We start from the raw sequence: 16,779 nt of genomic DNA, 5'->3' as shown, positions 1-16,779 counted from the left end.
GCAAGCTTGAATTCAGGCATGCAGGCACGCCGAATTCGCCCTCGCTCAGAGGAAGTCGTAGGTAGTGGGTTGGCCGCTTCCGACTGCTGACTGAACGCCGTACCCGGTTCAGCGGCTCGGGCTACATTACGGACCCCCCAGGGGAGAGTCAAGTTCGGCGACGGCGGGGGGTGTGGGCCCGATAAGGGCTCACCGTCGGGTCGTTGTCGGCCCAGAAGCGCCACGGGTGGACGCCTCCGTCGCCGGACACACCGGTGCGTGGACCGTTGCGTACCTGGTCGGAGGGGACCGGAGTGCCCGTGAGAAGGCTCAGGGGTGAACCTTCGGTGGCGCATGCGTCCGTGCCGTCGAGAGCCCGGTCGATCCCGAGGGCCGTGGCCAGACGGGCCGGGCCTTTGGCCAGTTCCCGGTCATATCGGGCCGAAAGTCGACGTTTGCGAGCCAGTTCGGCGCCCTCGGTGATCTCGCCGGCGCGGAGCAGGACCCCGCTCGCCCTGCCCTCCGGGCCGCACACCAGGTTCATGCAGTGCCACATGCCGTAGGTGAAGTAGACGTACACGTACCCGGGCGGACCGAACATCACGCCGTTGCGGGCCGTGCGACCGCGATAGGCGTGGGAGCCGGGGTCGTTCGGACCGTCGTACGCCTCGACCTCCGTGAGGCGGAGCTCGATCGGACCGTCCGGGGTGGTGCGCACGAGCACGCGCCCCAACAGGTCCGGGGCGACCTCCAGTACGGGTCGGTCGAAGAACTCCCGGGTGAGGGGCGTACGGTCAGGGGCCGCGATCATGGCGTACGAGCGTAGTGCAGAGGTGTGACTGCGTGCGGGGTGGTCAGGGAGCGTGCGTCTTGCCAGGGTGAGTGCGCGGAACCGGACACGGCTGGATCGCGTTTGTATGGATCAAGGATCCGATCCGGACAGAACAACAACGGGGCGTTGCCCGAGGAGGAAAAGACATGGGGTTCAAGCGGCTGCTCGCGAGCCTGGGGGCCGGTGGGGCTTCGGTCGAGACGGTGCTGACCGAGGTCAACGTCGTTCCCGGCGGCGTCGTCCAGGGTGAGGTGCGGATCCAGGGCGGGTCCGTGAACCAGGCGATCGAGGGTCTGTCGGTCGGTCTCCAGGCCCGGGTCGAGGTCGAGGGCCATGACGACCAGGAGTACAAGCAGGACGTCGAGTTCACGAAGCTGCGGCTCGGCGGTGCCTTCGAGCTGCAGGCCGGCGGGGTGCACGCGGTGCCGTTCGGGCTCGAGATCCCGTGGGAGACGCCGATCACGACCATCGCCGGGCAGCCGCTGCGCGGGATGAACGTCGGTGTGACCACGGAGCTGGAGATCGCGCGCGCGGTGGACTCCGGTGACCTGGACCCGATCAGTGTGCACCCGCTGCCCGCGCAGCAGGCGCTCCTGGACGCGTTCATCCAGCTGGGCTTCCGCTTCAAGAACGCGGACCTGGAGCGCGGCCACATCCGGGGTACGCGGCAGAAGCTGCCCTTCTACCAGGAGATCGAGTTCTTCCCGCCGCAGCAGTACCGCGGTCTCAACCAGGTCGAGCTCAGCTTCGTCGCGGACGACCGTGAGATGGACGTCGTACTGGAGATGGACAAGAAGCCGGGTCTCTTCAGTGAGGGCAGCGACACGTTCCGCTCCTTCAAGGTGGGGCTGAACGACTTCCAGGGGACCGACTGGACCGCGTATCTCACCCAGTGGCTGTCCGAGGTCGGTAGCAAGCGCAACTGGTTCTAGGCTCGGGGCGAGAGTTTCCAAGGATCAGGAACCGATCAGGAGGTGCTGAGGTGACCGAGCCCAAGAGGCCGCCGCTTCCCCATGACTTCCATCCCGTCGTGCCGTCGTTCACGGTCACGAGTGAGGACGTCGAGCCGGGCGCGACGCTGAAGGACGCTCAGGTCTACGCGGCCGGGAACACCTCGCCGCAGCTGCGCTGGGAAGGCTTCCCGCCGGAGACCAAGAGTTTCGCCGTGACGTGCTTCGATCCGGACGCCCCTACGGGGAGCGGCTTCTGGCACTGGGTCGTGTTCGACATTCCGGCCTCGGTGGCGGAATTGCCGACGGGCGCGGGCACGGGGAAGTTCGAGGGATTGTCCGAGGGCGCCGTACAGGCGCGCAACGACTACGGGTCGAAGGACTTCGGAGGCGCCGCGCCGCCCGCCGGGGACCCGGCGCACCGGTACGTGTTCACGGTGTACGCAGTGGACCAGGAGAAGCTCGGTCCCGACTCGGACGCCTCCCCTGCTGTCGTGGGCTTCAACCTCCGGTTCCACACGCTGGCGCGGACGCAGATCGTCGCCGAATACGCGGCTCCCGCGGACAGCTGAGCGTTCACTGAACGTTTGCCCGCCCCTGGTCATGGAATTGATCAGGGGCGGGCAGTTTTTATTGCGTTGTCCATCTCGGCGTGCCCGGCCAGAGTTGATCCAAGCCCGCCAGGCGGTGGGCCGGTGCGCATGGGAGGTGGGCTTGATGCGGGACACGCTGGTGCTGAATGCGAGCTTTGAGCCGCTGTCGACGGTGACGTTGAATCGAGCCGTCGTTCTGGTGCTGCAGGACAAGGCCGTTGTCGAGCAGGCCCACCCCGAACTGCGTATGCGCGGAGCCGCGCTCGACATACCGGCGCCCCGGGTGATCAGGCTCTGCCGCTATGTACGGGTGCCGTTCCGAAGACAAGCGCCGTGGTCGAGGCGGGGTGTGCTGGTGCGTGACCGGCACAGGTGCGCGTACTGCGGTCGTCGGGCGACGACCGTGGACCACGTCGTGCCTCGGGCGCAGGGTGGTCAGGACTCGTGGCTGAACACGGTTGCCTCGTGCGCGGAGGACAACCATCGCAAGGCCGCGCGGACGCCGGAGCAGGCGGGGATGCCGCTGTTGCGGCAGCCGTTCGAGCCGACGCCGGCCGATGCGATGTTGCTCGCGCTGGGGCGCGATGATCTTGAGGCCTTGCCGGAGTGGCTTGCGCAGCCGGCGGCGTGAGCGGTTCGCCGGGTGGTGCGGGGTACTTCGGTGATTCGTTGAGTGCGGGTGCGTTGGGGCTGGTCGCGCAGTTCCTCGCGCCCCTAAAGATTGCGCCGTTCCTCGCGCCCCCGAGCAGGCCGGCCTCGGCCCCAAGCAGAAGGGGCTCACCTCGTACGAGGTGAGCCCCTTTGTGTCTGTCAGTCGGTTACCGACGGCTTTTCTCGGCGTTCTGTGGGGGGGTTGGCCTGGCCGCCGCCTCCGCCCATGCCGCCCATTGGGCCGAAGTTGCCCATGGCGCCGCTGAGGCCCTTGAGGGCGTCGCCGATCTCGCTGGGGACGATCCAGAGCTTGTTGGCGTCGCCCTCGGCGATCTTCGGGAGCATCTGGAGGTACTGGTAGGCGAGGAGCTTCTGGTCCGCGTCTCCGGCGTGGATGGACTCGAAGACCGTACGGATGGCCTGGGCCTCGCCCTCGGCGCGCAGTGCGGCGGCCCTGGCCTCACCTTCGGCGCGCAGGATCGCGGACTGCTTCTCACCCTCGGCGGTGAGGATCTGCGACTGGCGGATACCTTCGGCGGTGAGGATCGCGGCGCGCTTGTCACGGTCGGCGCGCATCTGCTTCTCCATCGAGTCCTGGATGGAGGTGGGCGGCTCGATCGCCTTGAGCTCGACGCGGTTGACGCGGATGCCCCACTTGCCGGTGGCCTCGTCGAGGACTCCGCGCAGTGCCGCGTTGATCTCCTCGCGGGAGGTCAGGGTCCGCTCAAGGTCCATGCCACCGATGATGTTGCGGAGCGTGGTGACGGTGAGCTGCTCGATCGCCTGGATGTAGCTGGCGACCTCGTACGTGGCGGCGCGGGCGTCGGTCACCTGGTAGTAGATGACGGTGTCGATGTTCACGACCAGGTTGTCCTGGGTGATCACCGGCTGGGGCGGGAACGGGACGACCTGTTCACGGAGGTCGATGCGGTTGCGGATCGAGTCGATGAACGGGACGACGATGTTGAGGCCGGCGTTGAGCGTGCGCGTGTAGCGGCCGAACCGCTCGACGATGGCCGCGCTGGCCTGTGGGATCACCTGGATGGTCTTGATCAGCGCGATGAAGACCAACACCACCAGAATGATCAGGACGATGATGATCGGTTCCATCGTGGTCCCCGTACCCTTCTCCGCCTAGGTGCTTCCGGAAGATCTTGTGATTGTCGAAGATCTTGCTCGACGAGTGTGTCAGACCACAACTCGCCACGTGCGACGTTCCGTTCACTGGACGTCGCGGGAGTCACATGACGATCGCTGTGGCCCCTTCGATCTCCACGACGTCCACTTCCTGGCCTACTTCGTAGGCGCGTCCGGTGTCGAGGGCGCGTGCGGACCAGACCTCTCCGGCGAGTTTGATCCGGCCACCCGAACTGTCGACTCTCTCCAGGACGACGGCCTGCTTGCCCTTCAAGGCGTCGATGCCTGTGGCGAGTTGGGGCCGCTGGGAACGATGTCGGGCGGCGACGGGGCGTACGACCGCGATGAGCGCGACCGAGACGACGGCGAAGACCACTACCTGGAGGACCACACCGCCTCCGAGCCCCGCGGTCACGGCGCCCGCGACGGCGCCGACGGCGAGCATTCCGAACTCCGGCATCGCGGTCACGACGAGCGGGATTCCGAGCCCGACCGCGGCGATCAGCCACCACACCCATGCGTCGATGTCGTCCACGTGGTCATGGTAGGTCCGCGGGTCCTGTCCCCGACAGGGCGCCGATCAAGTTGGGGCAGGTGTTCCTGGTTGTCAGGACAGGGGCAGGCCCTGCGCGGTCCAGCGCTCACCGACCTGTTCGACGACGAGCGGGAGGCCGAAGCACAACGACAGGTTGCGCGAGGTGAGTTCGAGCTCCAGGGGGCCCGCGGCGAGCACCTTGCCCTGACGGATCATCAGGACGTGGGTGAAGCCCGGGGCGATCTCCTCGACGTGGTGCGTGACCATGAGCATGGAGGGGGCGATCGGGTCGCGGGCGAGGCGGCCGAGGCGGCGTACGAGGTCCTCGCGGCCGCCGAGGTCGAGACCGGCGGCGGGTTCGTCGAGGAGGAGGAGCTCGGGGTCGGTCATCAGCGCGCGGGCGATGAGGGTGCGCTTGCGCTCGCCCTCGGAGAGCGTGCCGAACTTGCGGTCGACGAACTCGGTCATGCCGAGGCGGTCGAGGAAGGCGCGGGCGCGCTGCTCGTCGACGTCCTCGTAGTCCTCGTGCCAGCCGGCCGTCATGCCGTAGGCGGCGGTGAGGACCGTCTGCAGGACGGTCTGGCGCTTGGGGAGCTTCTCCGCCATGGCGATGCCGGCCATGCCGATGCGCGGGCGCAGCTCGAAGACGTCGACCTTGCCGAGGGTTTCGCCGAGGATGGTGGCGGTGCCCTGGCTGGGGTAGAGGTAGCTGGAGGCGAGGTTCAGAAGGGTCGTTTTTCCGGCGCCGTTGGGACCGAGGATGACCCAGCGCTCGCCCTCCTTGACCGACCAGGAGACCTGGTCCACCAGAGCCCGGCCCTCTCGGACCACGGATACGTCCTCAAGCTCCAGAACATCGCTCATGAGCGCGCTGTCTCCCATTGCAGTCTCGGCCGTCGCTGACGTCTGTGGACGCAGCCCCCAGGGAAAACCTACGCCACCGGTCGACCCGTCCAATCCATCGGCCGGTCCTTAGGGTGGGAGCCATGCATTCGGAACCACGCTCAGGACGGCTGGCAGCATGGGGAAATGCCCTGTTGGCCGGTTTTGTTTCGCCGGACGACGCGGTCGTCGCCATCGTCGGCGAAGACGCGGTGCACCGGGTCGAGGGGCTGCCCGGTGAGACCGCGCCCGTCGGACTCACTCTCGCCCTGGGGCGGCTGCGCGCGCTCGGGGTGACCGGTCTGCGGGTCGCGCTGCCCGCGCCGGGGCACCCGCTCGGGCTGAGCGGGCCGCCCGACTTCAACGCCCGTGCCCTGGACGCCGAGGAGGCGGTGGTCTGTCACGGGGCCGCGCTGGGGCTCGTGCCGGAGGTGTACGAGGCCGGTCCCGACGGTGATGTCCACGTGGAGGTCGTCTGGCACTGCTTGCCCGTGCGGGAGGCGCCGCCGGCCGATGTGCCGTCCCTCGGCGAGGCGGAGCGGGAGCTCGCGGAGGCGCTGCGCGACGCCACGGAGATGTTGTCGCGGCTCGATGTCGCCGGGTCGGGTCCGGTCGCGGAGGCGGCGATCGACGCGTACCGGGCTCGGGCCGAGCGGGGTCGTGAGGTGCTCGCGCCCGGGTATCCGCCGCGTGCGGTACGGGTGTTGGAGCTCGCCCAGCGGGTCGGGCTGCTCATCTCCGTCGCCTACGAGAACGGGCACGGCGGCGCTGTGAGCGCGTCCGAGATGGCCGCGCGCTCCGAAGCGCTGCGGCCGGTCGAGCGGACGGCTCGACGGGCTCAGGTGGCGGCGTACAACGCGTTTGTGGAGGAGCGGGAGCGGGGGGTTCGTTGAGGGGCGCCCACTGACTCGGCGGGGGGTGTCGTCGGGCGGCTGCGGGTTGTTTGTGGCTGGTCGCGCAGTTCCCCGCGCCCCTGAAAAGAGGCGGCCCAGCTTTCTGGGGGGGGTGGGCCGGGCCGGAAAGCGGACCGGCCCCCCAGGGTTGCCTGGAAGGCCGGTGGTCACTGGTGACCCGAGGCGCGGACGTCAGCCGTTGAAGCCGTCGTTGCCGAACGCCGGGTTCAGGATGCCGACAACGTTCACCGTGTTGCCGACCGCGTTCACCGGGACGTGGACCGGGACCTGGACGAGGTTGCCCGAGGCGACACCCGGCGAGCCCACGGCCTTGCCGACGGCGTGCGCACCATCGGTGGCGGAGGCGAAACCGGCACCGGCGGCAACCAGGCCACCGGCCACCATCGTGACGGCTGCGGCCTTCTTCAGGTTCTTCACTTCTTTGAGCCCTCTCCTTGTGAACCACTGCGGCAAAGCGCCGCAGCACGCACTGGAGAACGGCGGAGATCCCGGAAGGATGCGCCATCCGGGGGACATTCCCACGACGGTATGAATCTCAGCCCGGAACGGAACCTTCCGTGTTGCCGTCCGTAGTGCTGTCCGGAGGGCCGCCGCCGGACGGATCAGCAGGTCATCAGCCGGCCACACCATGACGTACGGCCCACAGCGCGGCCTGCGTCCGGTCGGCGAGGTCGAGTTTCATCAGGATGTTCGAGACGTGCGTCTTGACGGTCTTCTCGGACAGGACGAGCGCGCGGGCGATCTCGCGGTTGGAGCGGCCGTCGGCGATCAGGCCGAGTACCTCCCGCTCCCGCTCGGTGAGTGAACTGCCTCTCCCCTGCCCGTAGTTGGTCTCCTCCTGGGACAGCAGCGCGCCGGCCACCTCGGGTTGCAGCAGGATGTGTCCGGCGTGGACCGAGCGGATGGCTCCGGCGAGGGCGTCGGGGTCCACGTCCTTGTAGACGTACCCGGCGGCGCCCGCGCGCAGGGCGGGGATCACCGTGCGCTGTTCGGTGAAGCTGGTCACGATGAGCACGCGCGCGGGGTTGTCGAGTTCGCGGAGCTTGCGCAGGGCCTCCACGCCGTCCATGCCCGGCATCTTGACGTCCATGAGGACGACGTCGGGTTTCAACTCCTCGGCGCGGGCGACTCCTTCGGCGCCGTCGGACGCCTCTCCCACGACCTCGATGTCGTCCTGCACTTCGAGGAAGGTGCGCAGGCCCCGGCGGACCACTTGGTGGTCGTCGACGAGCAGCACCTTGATTGCGTCAGCCACCAGGGACCTCCATCTCGATCGTGGTGCCCTTTCCGGGCGCCGATTCCACGGTGAGCGTGCCTCCGACGCCATTGGTCCGGTCGCGCATGGACACCAGGCCGAGGTGGCGTCCCGCGCGGCGCGTCGCCCTGGGTTCGAATCCGCCGCCGTCGTCGATGACGCGCAGGACGGCGCCCGGCCCGTGCCGCTCCAGGGTGACGTCGACGCGTGCCGCGCCCGAGTGCCGCAGCGCGTTGTGCAGCGCCTCCTGGGCGACACGCAGCATGGCCTCCTCCTGGGCCGCGGGCAGTGCGCGGACACCACAGCTGTCGAAGGTCACGCGCGCGGAGTGGGCGCGGTCGAGGACCTGTATCTGGGTGCGCAGCGTGGCGACCAGTCCGTCCTCGTCGAGTGCGGCGGGGCGCAACTCGACGACGGCCGCGCGCAGTTCGTCGGCGGCCTCGGCGGCGAGGGCGGCCACCTGCTGGAGTTCGCCCTTGGCGCGGGCCGGGTCACGGTCGACCAGGGCGGCGGCTGCCTGGGCGGTGAGGCGCAGGGAGAACAGCTTCTGGCTGACGGCGTCGTGCAGTTCGTGGGCGAGGCGGGAGCGCTCCTCGGCGATGGTGAGTTCGCGGCTTCGCTCGTACAGCCGGGCGTTCGTGAGGGCGATCGCGGCGTGCTGGGCGAGGATCGTGAGGAGTTCCTCGTCGTCCTCGGTGAAGCCGCAACCGCCTTCCGGCTTGGGGCAGTTCTTGTTGGCGAGGAACAGGGCTCCCATGACCTCGTCGCCGTCGCGGATGGGCAGGCCCAGGAAGTCGGACATGTCGGGGTGGGCGGAGGGCCAGCCCTCGAAGCGGGGGTCCTCGCGCACGTCGGCGAGGCGCTCGGGGCGGGCCTCGTGCAGCATCGCGGCGAGGATGCCGTGCTGGCGCGGGAGCGGGCCGATGGCCTTCCACTGGGCGTCGCTGACGCCGTCGACGACGAACTGGGCGAAGCCTCCGTGGTCGTCGGGGACCCCCAGTGCCGCGTACTGCGCGTCGAGCAGTTCGCGGGCCGAGGCGACGATCGTCTTGAGGACGTCGCGCACCTCCAGGTGTCGGCTCATGGCCAGCAGCGCGGTGCTCACCGCGGACAGGCCCGACCGGGGTCCTTTGCTCATGACCTCACGGTACCGGCGGGGTGTGACAGCGCGTATCCGACCAGTGGCGGCCCTCCCTGGGCCGCTGGGCCTAGGCCGAAGGACCCCTCTGCTCTGCGGCCCGCGCACGAGGCGGCGGACGCGGTCCGGTTCCTACGTTGGAGGCACTCGCCGGGAGCGGCGGCCATGGGACGAGGGGACGGAAGTCATGCCGGTAGCGATCATCACGGGGGCTTCGAAGGGGCTGGGGCGCGCACTCGCCGAGGCCCTGGCGGAGCGTGGCTGGGATCTGGTGCTCGACGCCAGAACGGCGGGAGTCCTCCAGGAGACGGCCGGCGCCCTCGCCAAGTACGGGACACGGGTGGAGGCGCTGCCGGGGGATGTCACGGACGGCGCTCATCGCGCCGGCCTGGTGGCGGCGGCGCGGGGGCTCGGTGGCGTCGATCTCCTGGTGAACAACGCGAGCGCGCTGGGCGCCGAACCGCTCGTACGTCTCGACTCACTGGCCCTGGACGGGCTGCGGCGGGCCCTGGAGGTCAACGTGGTCGCGGCGCTCGGTCTGATCCAGGAGGCGCTGCCGCTGCTGCGGGAGTCCCCCGAGGGCGCGGTGATCGACGTCAGCTCGGACGCCGCGGCCGAGGCGTACGAGACCTGGGGCGGCTACGGGGCCTCGAAGGCGGCGCTGGACCATCTGTCGGCGGTGCTCGGCGAGGAGGAGCCCGGGCTGCGGGTGTGGGCGGTCGACCCGGGAGACATGGGCACCGATCTGTACGCGGCGGCCGTGCCGGACGACGAGGATCCGCGGCCCGAGCCGGCCCGTGTCGTGCCCGCGTTTCTGCGGCTGCTCGACCGGCGTCCGGCGAGCGGGCGCTTCGGGGCGCCGGCGCTGCTGGAGCAGCGATGACGACGGCCCTTCGGGTGCCGGAGGAGTTGTCGGCCCGGGTGCCCGCCGAGCAGCGGGGCAAGGGGCTCGACCGTGACGCGGTGCGGCTGCTCGTCTCGCGCGGTACGGAGGTGTCGCATCACGGGTTCGCGGAGCTGCCGTGTCTGCTGAGAGCCGGGGACCTGCTCATCGTGAACACGTCATCGACGCTGGCGGCCGCGGTGGACGGGAGGATCGGGCACGCGCGCGTGGTGGTGCATTTCTCCACTCGGGGAGACGACGGGCGCTGGGCCGTGGAGGTGCGGGATCCCGACGGAAGGGGCACCACGCGCGCGCGTGCGGGTGGGCCCGCGGGGACAGAGGTGCGTCTCCCCGGGGGCGTACGGCTCGTCCTTGAGGAGTCCCTCACGGGGCGGAGCCCGCGGTTGTGGTGGGGCCGGGTGTCGGAACCGGGCGGACATGCGCCGGAACCCGAGGGCCGGGCGCCGGAAGGCCCGATGCCGGAGGCCGACGTCCTGGGGCTGCTGGGTCGGCACGGGAGGCCCATTCGTTACTCGTACACGGACCGGGACCAGCCGCTGTCCGCGTACCAGACGGTGTTCGCGCTGCCGGCCGCCGACGGGGCGGGCAGTGCGGAGATGCCGAGCGCGGCGCGGCCCTTCACCGCGCGGCTGGTGGCAGCGCTGGTGAGCCGGGGTGTGCAGTTCGCGCCCGTCACGCTGCACACCGGGGTCGCCTCGGCGGAGGCGCACGAGCCGCCGTACCCGGAGCGTTTCGCGGTGCCGGAGGCCTCGGCGCGGCTCATCAACGCGGCCAGGGCTGGGGACGGCAGGGTCGTCGCGGTGGGGACGACGGCCGTACGGGCGGTGGAGTCGGCGACCGGTGCCGACGGGGTGGTGCGGGCCTCGGAGGGCTGGACCGACCTCGTGGTGACCCCGGAGCGCGGGGTTCGGGTCGTCGACGGGCTGCTCACCGGGCTGCACGAGCCCGAGGCCTCGCATCTGCTGATGCTGGAGGCGGTCGCGGGGCGGGCCGCGATCGACCGCGGGTACGAGGCGGCGCTGCGGGGGCGCTACCTGTGGCACGAGTTCGGCGACGTGCACCTCATCCTCCCGGAGGAGGCTCCTCACACAGAGCATTGCGCCAGCAACTGCCGGTGAGACAGGACCGGGGTCGGTGTGAGCCCGCACATAGGACGCACATCACGTACGAAGGGACCTAGGAGACAAAGGGACTCCTGGTGAGCGGGGCAGACGTGTCAGTCTGCCCCGATTTGCCCTTCCTGGCTCCACTACCCGGGGTCGTACGTCACACCTTTGCCAGAGAAAATTGCGACCGCTAAGAATGGCCACCGGTCGCTCGGCGCCGCGGGCCACTACCCACGGCGCTTGTCCCGGAAACACCTTTGTCCCCATCGGGCCGAGAGCGACCTCCGCGCTATTCGAAGAGGTCCATCAGCCATGCCCAAGCAGAACACCACTCCTGGTCATAGCCGCGCGCTGACCAAGACCCACAAGCTCTCCATCGCCGGTGTCGCCACGCTCGGCGCCGCGGCCGTCGCGCTGTCGCTCGTGCCGGGGAACACCCAGCAGGCCAGCGCCGACTCGGTCGCCGCCGCTCCGGTCGCCTTCTCCGCGGAGCAGCTCAAGCCCGCCACGGCCGGCCTCAGCGGGCAGCTGGCCGACGCCCAGGCCGCCGCCGCGAAGAAGAAGGCCGCCGACGCCGCGGCCGCCAAGAAGGCCGCGGAGGCCGCCGCGAAGAAGAAGGCCGAGGACGCCCGCAAGGCGAAGGAGGCCGCGAGCCGGTCCGCCAAGCGTGCCGCCGTCAAGGCGGCCGCCGCGAAGACCTACCCGAACAACCTGGACGGCTGGATCCGCGAGTCGCTGGACATCATGAAGAAGCGCGGCATCCCGGGTACGTACGACGGCCTGCACCGCAACATCATCCGGGAGTCCGCGGGCGACCCGAACGCCATCAACAACTGGGACATCAACGCGATCAACGGTGTCCCGTCCATCGGTCTGCTGCAGGTCATCAAGCCGACCTTCGACGCGTACCACGTCGCCGGCACGCCCAAGAGCCAGTACGACCCGGTCGCCAACATCACCGCCGCCGCCAACTACGCGGCCGACCGGTACGGCTCGATCGACAACGTCAACAGCGCGTACTGAGGTTTGCGCGGACCTCTGACGAGTACGCCGAAAAGGGCGGCACCCCCAACGGGGCGCCGCCCTTCGCGTGTCTACTTGAGCCGTCCTGCTTGAGCGGTCCGGCTCGCACGATCCGGCTACTTGCGCATGACCTCGGGCTCGTGGCGGCGCAGGAAGCGCGCCACGAGGAAGGCGCAGACGGCGGCGAGCGCGAACAGCGCGGCCATGTCCAGTGCCCAGGTCAGCGCCTCGTGGTCCCAGAGCGGGTCCGAGTCGGTCGTGTTGTGCGGGTTGATCTTGTTGAAGTCGAGCGTGGTGCCGGCGGCGCCGACCGCCCAGCGCGACGGCATCAGATACGAGAACTCGTTGACGCCCAGGGCCCCGGCCAGCGGGAACAGACAGCCGGTGAAGACGACCTGGATGATCGCGAACATGACCAGCAGCGGCATGGTCTTCTCGGCGGTCTTCACCAGCGAGGAGATGACCAGGCCGAACATCATCGAGGTGAAGCCCAGCGCCATGATCGGCAGGGAGAGCTCGACCGCGACCGCGCCACCGAGGATCAGGCCCTCGTCGGGGATCGTCCGGCTCATGAAGCCGATCGCTCCGACCAGCGCACCCTGGAGCATGGTGATCACGCCGAGGACGATCACCTTGGACATCAGATACGCGGAGCGCGACAGGCCGGTCGCGCGCTCCCGCTCGTAGATGACCCGTTCCTTGATCAGCTCACGGACCGAGTTGGCCGCGCCGGCGAAGCAGGCGCCGACCGCGAGGATCAGCAGCACCGTGGCGGCCGTGCTGTTCGGGATGGGCAGGCCGTTCGGCCCCAGCTGCTTGTTCACCAGCAGCGTCTTGTCGGGCTCGATGAGCAGGCTCACCGCGCCGAGCACCGCCGGCAGGATCACCGTCAGCGCCAGGAAGCCCTTGTCGGACGCGATCACCGACGTGTAGCGACGGATCAGCGTCATCAGCTGTGAGCCCCAGCCCTGTGGCTTGGGCGGGCGCATCGCCTGGGCGGACGGCATGTCTACGGACTGCGGAGCCACCGCGTCGATGTCCGCGGCGTACATCTGGTAGTGCTGCGAGCCCTTCCAGCGCCCCGCCCAGTCGTAGTCGCGGTAGTTCTCGAAGGCGGAGAAGACATCGGCCCAGGTGTCGTAGCCGAAGAAGTTCAGAGCCTCCTCGGGCGGACCGAAATAGGCCACCGAGCCGCCGGGCGCCATGACCAGAAGCTTGTCGCAGATGGCCAGCTCGGCCACCGAGTGCGTGACGACGAGGACCGTACGGCCGTCGTCGGCGAGACCGCGCAGCAGCTGCATGACGTCGCGGTCCATGCCCGGGTCGAGGCCGGAGGTCGGCTCGTCCAGGAAGATCAGCGACGGCTTGGTCAGCAGCTCCAGGGCCACCGAGACGCGCTTGCGCTGGCCACCGGAGAGGGAGGTGACCTTCTTCTCCTTGTGGATGTCGAGCTTGAGCTCGCGCAACACCTCGTCGATACGGGCGTCGCGCTCCTGCGTCGTGGTGTCCGCGGGGAAGCGCAGTTTGGCCGCGTACTTGAGGGCCTTCTTGACGGTCAGCTCCTTGTGCAGGATGTCGTCCTGCGGGACCAGACCGATGCGCTGACGCAGCTCGGCGAACTGCTTGTAGAGGTTCCGGTTGTCGTAGAGGACGTCACCCTGGTTGGCGGGGCGGTAGCCCGTGAGCGCCTTCAGGAGCGTCGACTTGCCGGACCCGGACGGGCCGATGACCGCGATGAGCGACTTCTCCGGTACGCCGAAGGAGACGTCCTTGAGGATCTGCTTGCCGCCGTCGACCGTCACCGTCAGATGGCGGGCCGAGAACGAGACCTCACCGGTGTCGACGAACTCCTCGAGCCGGTCGCCGACCAGCCGGAACGTCGAGTGGCCGACGCCGACGATGTCGTTCGGACCGAGCAGCGCGGAGCCGCCCTTGGCGATCGGCATACCGTTGACGTACGTGCCGTTGTGCGAGCCGAGGTCACGGATCTCCTGGCGGCCGTCCGGCGTCGCGTGGAACTCCGCGTGGTGACGCGAGACCTGCAGGTCGGAGACGACCAGCTCGTTCTCCAGGGCACGGCCGATGCGCATCACACGGCCGAGCGAGAACTGGTGGAACGTGGTGGGGCTGCGGTCGCCGTAGACCGGCGGCGCCCCCGCGCCCCCACCGGATCCTTGCTGCGGCGGAATGTGCGCGCCCTGCTGCGGCTGCTGCCAGCCCTGCTCCGGTGCGTGCTGCTGCGGCTGCGGAGCCTGCTGTGCCCAGCCGGCCGCGGGCGCGCCCTGCGCGGCGTACGGCTGCTGCTGGGGCTGTGCCTGCGGTGCGGCGGCGGCCGCGTTGCCCCCCAGGCTCAGCCGCGGTCCGTCGGTCGCGTTGCCGAGGTGCACGGCCGAGCCGGGGCCGATCTCCATCTGATGGATCCGCTGCCCCTGCACGAATGTGCCGTTGGTGCTGCCGTGGTCCTCGATGACCCAACTGCGGCCGCCCCAGCTGATCGTGGCGTGACGCCAGGAAACCCTGGCGTCGTCGAGCACGATGTCCCCCTGCGGATCACGTCCGAGGGTGTATGGCCTGGACGCATCGAGCGTCCAGGTCCGTCCATTCAATTCCAGTACGAGTTCCGGCACTCCATGCCCCACTGAGTTGTCCCCCGAAGTTCCCCCATCACAGGGAGTCTAGGGATGTCGAACATCGTGGGGAACTATTTCAGTAGGACCCCTCTGACCGAAAGTCGGGCCTTGTGAAGACCGCGTACGGGCGGCTTGTCCGTTTCCGTTGACTGGGTTGAAACCGGCCCGGAGAGTGGTAATCCCACGCGAGGGGGACACCGCGGTGGAACCATCGCGGCGCGGAGTCGGGGGGCTGACGATGAGCGACGGAACCGTGGGACACGGCAGGCGTGTGCCGTGGGGTGATGTGGTGCTGGCCTCGATCGCCGCCGTGAGCTGGGCCTTGATCGGCATGGCCGGCGTGGCGGCGCTGGGGCTGCATCTGCTCGGCGCGGACGCGGCGGGCTCGCTCGGGACGATGACCGCGGCGGTCGTGGCGCTCGGGGCGGGTGGGTCGGTGACGCCGTCCGGCGACGTGTCGGCTTTCGGCCTTGAGGGCGCACAGGCCGACACCGCCCTCCAGATCACGCCACTGGGCGTGAGCCTGGTGGGTGCGCTGCTGCTGTCCTGGTTCTTCCTACGGTCACTGCGCGGGGCCGGAGCGGTGATCGAGCCGGCCGAACTGGTCGCCCGCGCGGGCGCCGTGGCGGCTCTCTTCGTGGCGATGCTCGGCGGTCTTGCCTGGGCCGGGCACGACGTCATCACCATCGACGGCGGCTCGCTCGGGCTCGATTCACTGCCGGGCGGCGGGCTGCCCGACGAGGTGGACGTGCCCGGGCTCGGTGACATCGGCGGACTGCTGCCCGACCGGCTCGGGGATCTCGCGGACGCGAACGCCAAGGTGGGCTTCACGGTCGAGACCGTGCCGACACTGCTGGGCGGCCTGGGCTGGGTGCTCGGCGTCCTGGCGATCGCGCTGCTGGCCTCGCGCCGGACTCCGCTGCCGCGCGGCCTGACCGCGGTGCACCGCCTGGTGCGTCCTGCCGCGTCCGCGCTGGTCACGGTGTTGCTGGTGGCGGTCCTCGCCGGGCTCTCGGCGGCCGCGTACGCGGCGATCGGTGACGACAATCCGAAGCGGATCGCGGGCGCCGCGCTGGTCGGGGCGCCCAACGGAGTGTGGCTGGGCATCCCGATCGGGCTCTTCGTGCCGTGGGACGGCAGCGCGTCGGGACCGCTCGTCCAGTTCCTGCCCGACCCCCTGGACAAGCTGCTGAGCGCTTCCGACGACCAGTCCGTCTCGCTGGGACGGCTGGCCGAACTGGACAGCCGGGTCTGGCTGTTGGGGGCGGCGGCGGCGCTGATGATGCTCTACGCGGGCGTGCTGACCGCGGTGCGCACTCCGTTCGTACGGGAGCGCGGCGTCCTCGGTTTCGCCGGGCGCTGCGCGCTGCGGCTGGGGATCGTGACCGCGCTCGCGATGCCGTTGCTCGCCTGGCTGACGGACGTGTCCGTGGACGCCTCGATGGCCGTGCTGGGCATCGACGCGTTCGACGCGGGGATAGAACTGCACGGGCAGCTGGGCATGGCGCTGCTGCTCGGTGCGCTGTGGGGTGCGGGCGCGGGGACGGTGGGGGCGCTGCTCGCGTGCGCCACCGGGGCCGCCGGGCGGCACGCGGCGCCGCTGGCACTGGGTGACGTGGGCGCTCCCGGAATCCCGGCTTCCGATCCGCCGTTCGCCGAGGTCGCCGGGGAGAGCGGGCCCTACAACCCCGGTATGCCGTACCGGCCGGCGAACCCCGACACGAACCCGTATCTGCGGCTGCCCGACGAGCTGCGGGAGCCCGGGTCCGGGCGGCGGCCCGGCGTCCCACCGCCCGGACCCCAGTCCCCCGGCAGCCGGAACCGGTCCTCGGGACCGCCGCCTTCCGGGCCCCGGCCCCCTGGCGCGCAGTCCCCCGGCCGACGCCCGCCCGGGGCCCAGCCCTCCGGCGGACAACCTCCCGGGGGACGAGATCCGGACGGACGGGATCCGGGCGGACGAGATCCTGGCGGGCAGGATCCGGGCGGGTGGCCACCGGGTGCCCGACCGCCGGGTGCGCGGCCGCCGAACGACGTGTACGGCGCTCCCACGGTGGCCGGGCCGTTCACACCGCCGCCCCCGCCGGGGCCGCGGCGTCGGCCCCGGTCGTCGCAGGACGGGCCGCCGCCTCCCCCGCCGGACGAACCGCCGCCTCCGTCCGGGAGGCCGCCCGGACGGCGCTGACCGGCGGTCCCGACGATGCCGACCCGGGCCGTGGCGTGCGGGCGCCACGGCTCGTGAAGACCGGGGAC

General features: G+C 70.2%; 15 protein-coding genes and 1 pseudogene. 8 read left to right on the top strand and 8 right to left on the bottom strand.

Translation table 11 applies throughout. The annotated features are described in order from the left end of the window. Positions 1–148: 148 nt before the first annotated feature. The gene (locus JEQ17_RS36075) at positions 149–790 is read right to left on the bottom strand and encodes a DNA-3-methyladenine glycosylase (RefSeq protein ID WP_200399168.1); all 642 of its coding nucleotides are present in this window, start codon (positions 788–790) and stop codon (positions 149–151) included. Positions 791–957: 167 nt separating this feature from the next. Between JEQ17_RS36075 and JEQ17_RS36070 the strand changes: the two genes are divergently transcribed. The 3 genes from JEQ17_RS36070 to JEQ17_RS36060 all read left to right on the top strand — a co-directional run bounded on the left by JEQ17_RS36070 (position 958) and on the right by JEQ17_RS36060 (position 2,985). After that, positions 958–1,743 (top strand): sporulation protein, encoded by a 786-nt coding sequence (locus JEQ17_RS36070; protein WP_200399167.1) that lies wholly within the window; start codon positions 958–960, stop codon positions 1,741–1,743. A 50-nt stretch (positions 1,744–1,793) separates the two neighbouring features. Further along, positions 1,794–2,333 carry a YbhB/YbcL family Raf kinase inhibitor-like protein gene (locus tag JEQ17_RS36065; protein ID WP_200399166.1) on the top strand — a complete coding sequence of 180 codons (540 nt, stop codon included), beginning with the start codon at positions 1,794–1,796 and terminating at the stop codon, positions 2,331–2,333. A gap of 145 nt (positions 2,334–2,478) precedes the next feature. Next, entirely contained in the window at positions 2,479–2,985 is a 507-nt protein-coding gene (locus JEQ17_RS36060) for an HNH endonuclease (protein ID WP_200399165.1), read from the top strand. A 179-nt stretch (positions 2,986–3,164) separates the two neighbouring features. Here JEQ17_RS36060 and JEQ17_RS36055 read toward each other — a convergent pair whose 3' ends face one another. The 3 genes and pseudogenes from JEQ17_RS36055 to JEQ17_RS36045 all read right to left on the bottom strand — a co-directional run. Then, a complete protein-coding gene (locus JEQ17_RS36055; RefSeq protein WP_200399164.1) occupies positions 3,165–4,115 on the bottom strand; it encodes an SPFH domain-containing protein in 951 nt (316 codons plus the stop codon). A 130-nt stretch (positions 4,116–4,245) separates the two neighbouring features. Next, positions 4,246–4,677 (bottom strand): NfeD family protein, encoded by a 432-nt coding sequence (locus tag JEQ17_RS36050; RefSeq protein WP_200399163.1) that lies wholly within the window; start codon positions 4,675–4,677, stop codon positions 4,246–4,248. Between the two features lie 339 nt (positions 4,678–5,016). Next, positions 5,017–5,541, bottom strand: a pseudogene (locus tag JEQ17_RS36045) (ABC transporter ATP-binding protein); the annotation flags it as partial. Positions 5,542–5,663: 122 nt separating this feature from the next. Here JEQ17_RS36045 and JEQ17_RS36040 point away from each other — a divergent pair. Beyond that, positions 5,664–6,452 (top strand): hypothetical protein, encoded by a 789-nt coding sequence (locus JEQ17_RS36040; protein WP_200399162.1) that lies wholly within the window; start codon positions 5,664–5,666, stop codon positions 6,450–6,452. 192 nt (positions 6,453–6,644) lie between these two features. Here the strand turns inward: JEQ17_RS36040 and chpE are convergent, their stop codons facing one another. The 3 genes from chpE to JEQ17_RS36025 all read right to left on the bottom strand — a co-directional run bounded on the left by chpE (position 6,645) and on the right by JEQ17_RS36025 (position 8,866). Continuing rightward, positions 6,645–6,890 (bottom strand): chaplin ChpE, encoded by a 246-nt coding sequence (chpE, locus tag JEQ17_RS36035; protein ID WP_200399161.1) that lies wholly within the window; start codon positions 6,888–6,890, stop codon positions 6,645–6,647. Positions 6,891–7,086: 196 nt separating this feature from the next. Continuing rightward, complete coding sequence (locus tag JEQ17_RS36030; RefSeq protein ID WP_200399160.1) at positions 7,087–7,728, bottom strand: response regulator; 642 nt, start codon at positions 7,726–7,728, stop codon at positions 7,087–7,089. Beyond that, positions 7,721–8,866 carry a GAF domain-containing sensor histidine kinase gene (locus tag JEQ17_RS36025; protein WP_200399159.1) on the bottom strand — a complete coding sequence of 382 codons (1,146 nt, stop codon included), beginning with the start codon at positions 8,864–8,866 and terminating at the stop codon, positions 7,721–7,723. Before JEQ17_RS36025 ends, JEQ17_RS36030 begins: the two co-directional genes overlap by 8 nt. Before the next feature lie 187 nt (positions 8,867–9,053). Between JEQ17_RS36025 and JEQ17_RS36020 the strand changes: the two genes are divergently transcribed. From JEQ17_RS36020 to JEQ17_RS36010, 3 genes are all read left to right on the top strand, one after another. Continuing rightward, positions 9,054–9,749 (top strand): SDR family NAD(P)-dependent oxidoreductase, encoded by a 696-nt coding sequence (locus JEQ17_RS36020; protein WP_200399158.1) that lies wholly within the window; start codon positions 9,054–9,056, stop codon positions 9,747–9,749. Then, complete coding sequence (locus JEQ17_RS36015) at positions 9,746–10,888, top strand: S-adenosylmethionine:tRNA ribosyltransferase-isomerase (RefSeq protein ID WP_200399157.1); 1,143 nt, start codon at positions 9,746–9,748, stop codon at positions 10,886–10,888. The genes JEQ17_RS36020 and JEQ17_RS36015 overlap by 4 nt, the downstream gene beginning before the upstream one ends. A gap of 300 nt (positions 10,889–11,188) precedes the next feature. Continuing rightward, positions 11,189–11,899, top strand: a complete 711-nt coding sequence (locus JEQ17_RS36010) for a transglycosylase SLT domain-containing protein (RefSeq protein WP_200399156.1) — start codon at positions 11,189–11,191, stop codon at positions 11,897–11,899. A gap of 116 nt (positions 11,900–12,015) precedes the next feature. Here JEQ17_RS36010 and JEQ17_RS36005 read toward each other — a convergent pair whose 3' ends face one another. Continuing rightward, complete coding sequence (locus JEQ17_RS36005; protein ID WP_200401894.1) at positions 12,016–14,526, bottom strand: ABC transporter ATP-binding protein/permease; 2,511 nt, start codon at positions 14,524–14,526, stop codon at positions 12,016–12,018. A 241-nt stretch (positions 14,527–14,767) separates the two neighbouring features. On the opposite strand from JEQ17_RS36005, the gene JEQ17_RS36000 reads away from it, so the two are divergent. Beyond that, positions 14,768–16,711, top strand: coding sequence for a streptophobe family protein (locus tag JEQ17_RS36000; RefSeq protein ID WP_200399155.1), 1,944 nt, complete (start codon positions 14,768–14,770; stop codon positions 16,709–16,711). Positions 16,712–16,779 lie beyond the last annotated feature (68 nt).

The sequence above is a fragment of the Streptomyces liliifuscus genome, from assembly GCF_016598615.1.
GTDB classification, from domain to species: domain Bacteria; phylum Actinomycetota; class Actinomycetes; order Streptomycetales; family Streptomycetaceae; genus Streptomyces; species Streptomyces liliifuscus.
This window is presented reverse-complemented; position numbering and strand designations above follow the sequence as displayed.

Coding starts and splice junctions, on each gene's coding strand:
- JEQ17_RS36000 (WP_200399155.1), top strand. CDS start 14,768: ATGAGCGACGGAACCGTGGGACACGGCAGGCGTGTGCCGTGGGGTGAT.
- JEQ17_RS36020 (WP_200399158.1), top strand. CDS start 9,054: ATGCCGGTAGCGATCATCACGGGGGCTTCGAAGGGGCTGGGGCGCGCA.
- JEQ17_RS36015 (WP_200399157.1), top strand. CDS start 9,746: ATGACGACGGCCCTTCGGGTGCCGGAGGAGTTGTCGGCCCGGGTGCCC.
- JEQ17_RS36070 (WP_200399167.1), top strand. CDS start 958: ATGGGGTTCAAGCGGCTGCTCGCGAGCCTGGGGGCCGGTGGGGCTTCG.
- JEQ17_RS36010 (WP_200399156.1), top strand. CDS start 11,189: ATGCCCAAGCAGAACACCACTCCTGGTCATAGCCGCGCGCTGACCAAG.
- JEQ17_RS36040 (WP_200399162.1), top strand. CDS start 5,664: ATGCATTCGGAACCACGCTCAGGACGGCTGGCAGCATGGGGAAATGCC.
- JEQ17_RS36025 (WP_200399159.1), bottom strand. CDS start 8,866: ATGAGCAAAGGACCCCGGTCGGGCCTGTCCGCGGTGAGCACCGCGCTG.
- JEQ17_RS36060 (WP_200399165.1), top strand. CDS start 2,479: ATGCGGGACACGCTGGTGCTGAATGCGAGCTTTGAGCCGCTGTCGACG.
- JEQ17_RS36075 (WP_200399168.1), bottom strand. CDS start 790: ATGATCGCGGCCCCTGACCGTACGCCCCTCACCCGGGAGTTCTTCGAC.
- JEQ17_RS36055 (WP_200399164.1), bottom strand. CDS start 4,115: ATGGAACCGATCATCATCGTCCTGATCATTCTGGTGGTGTTGGTCTTC.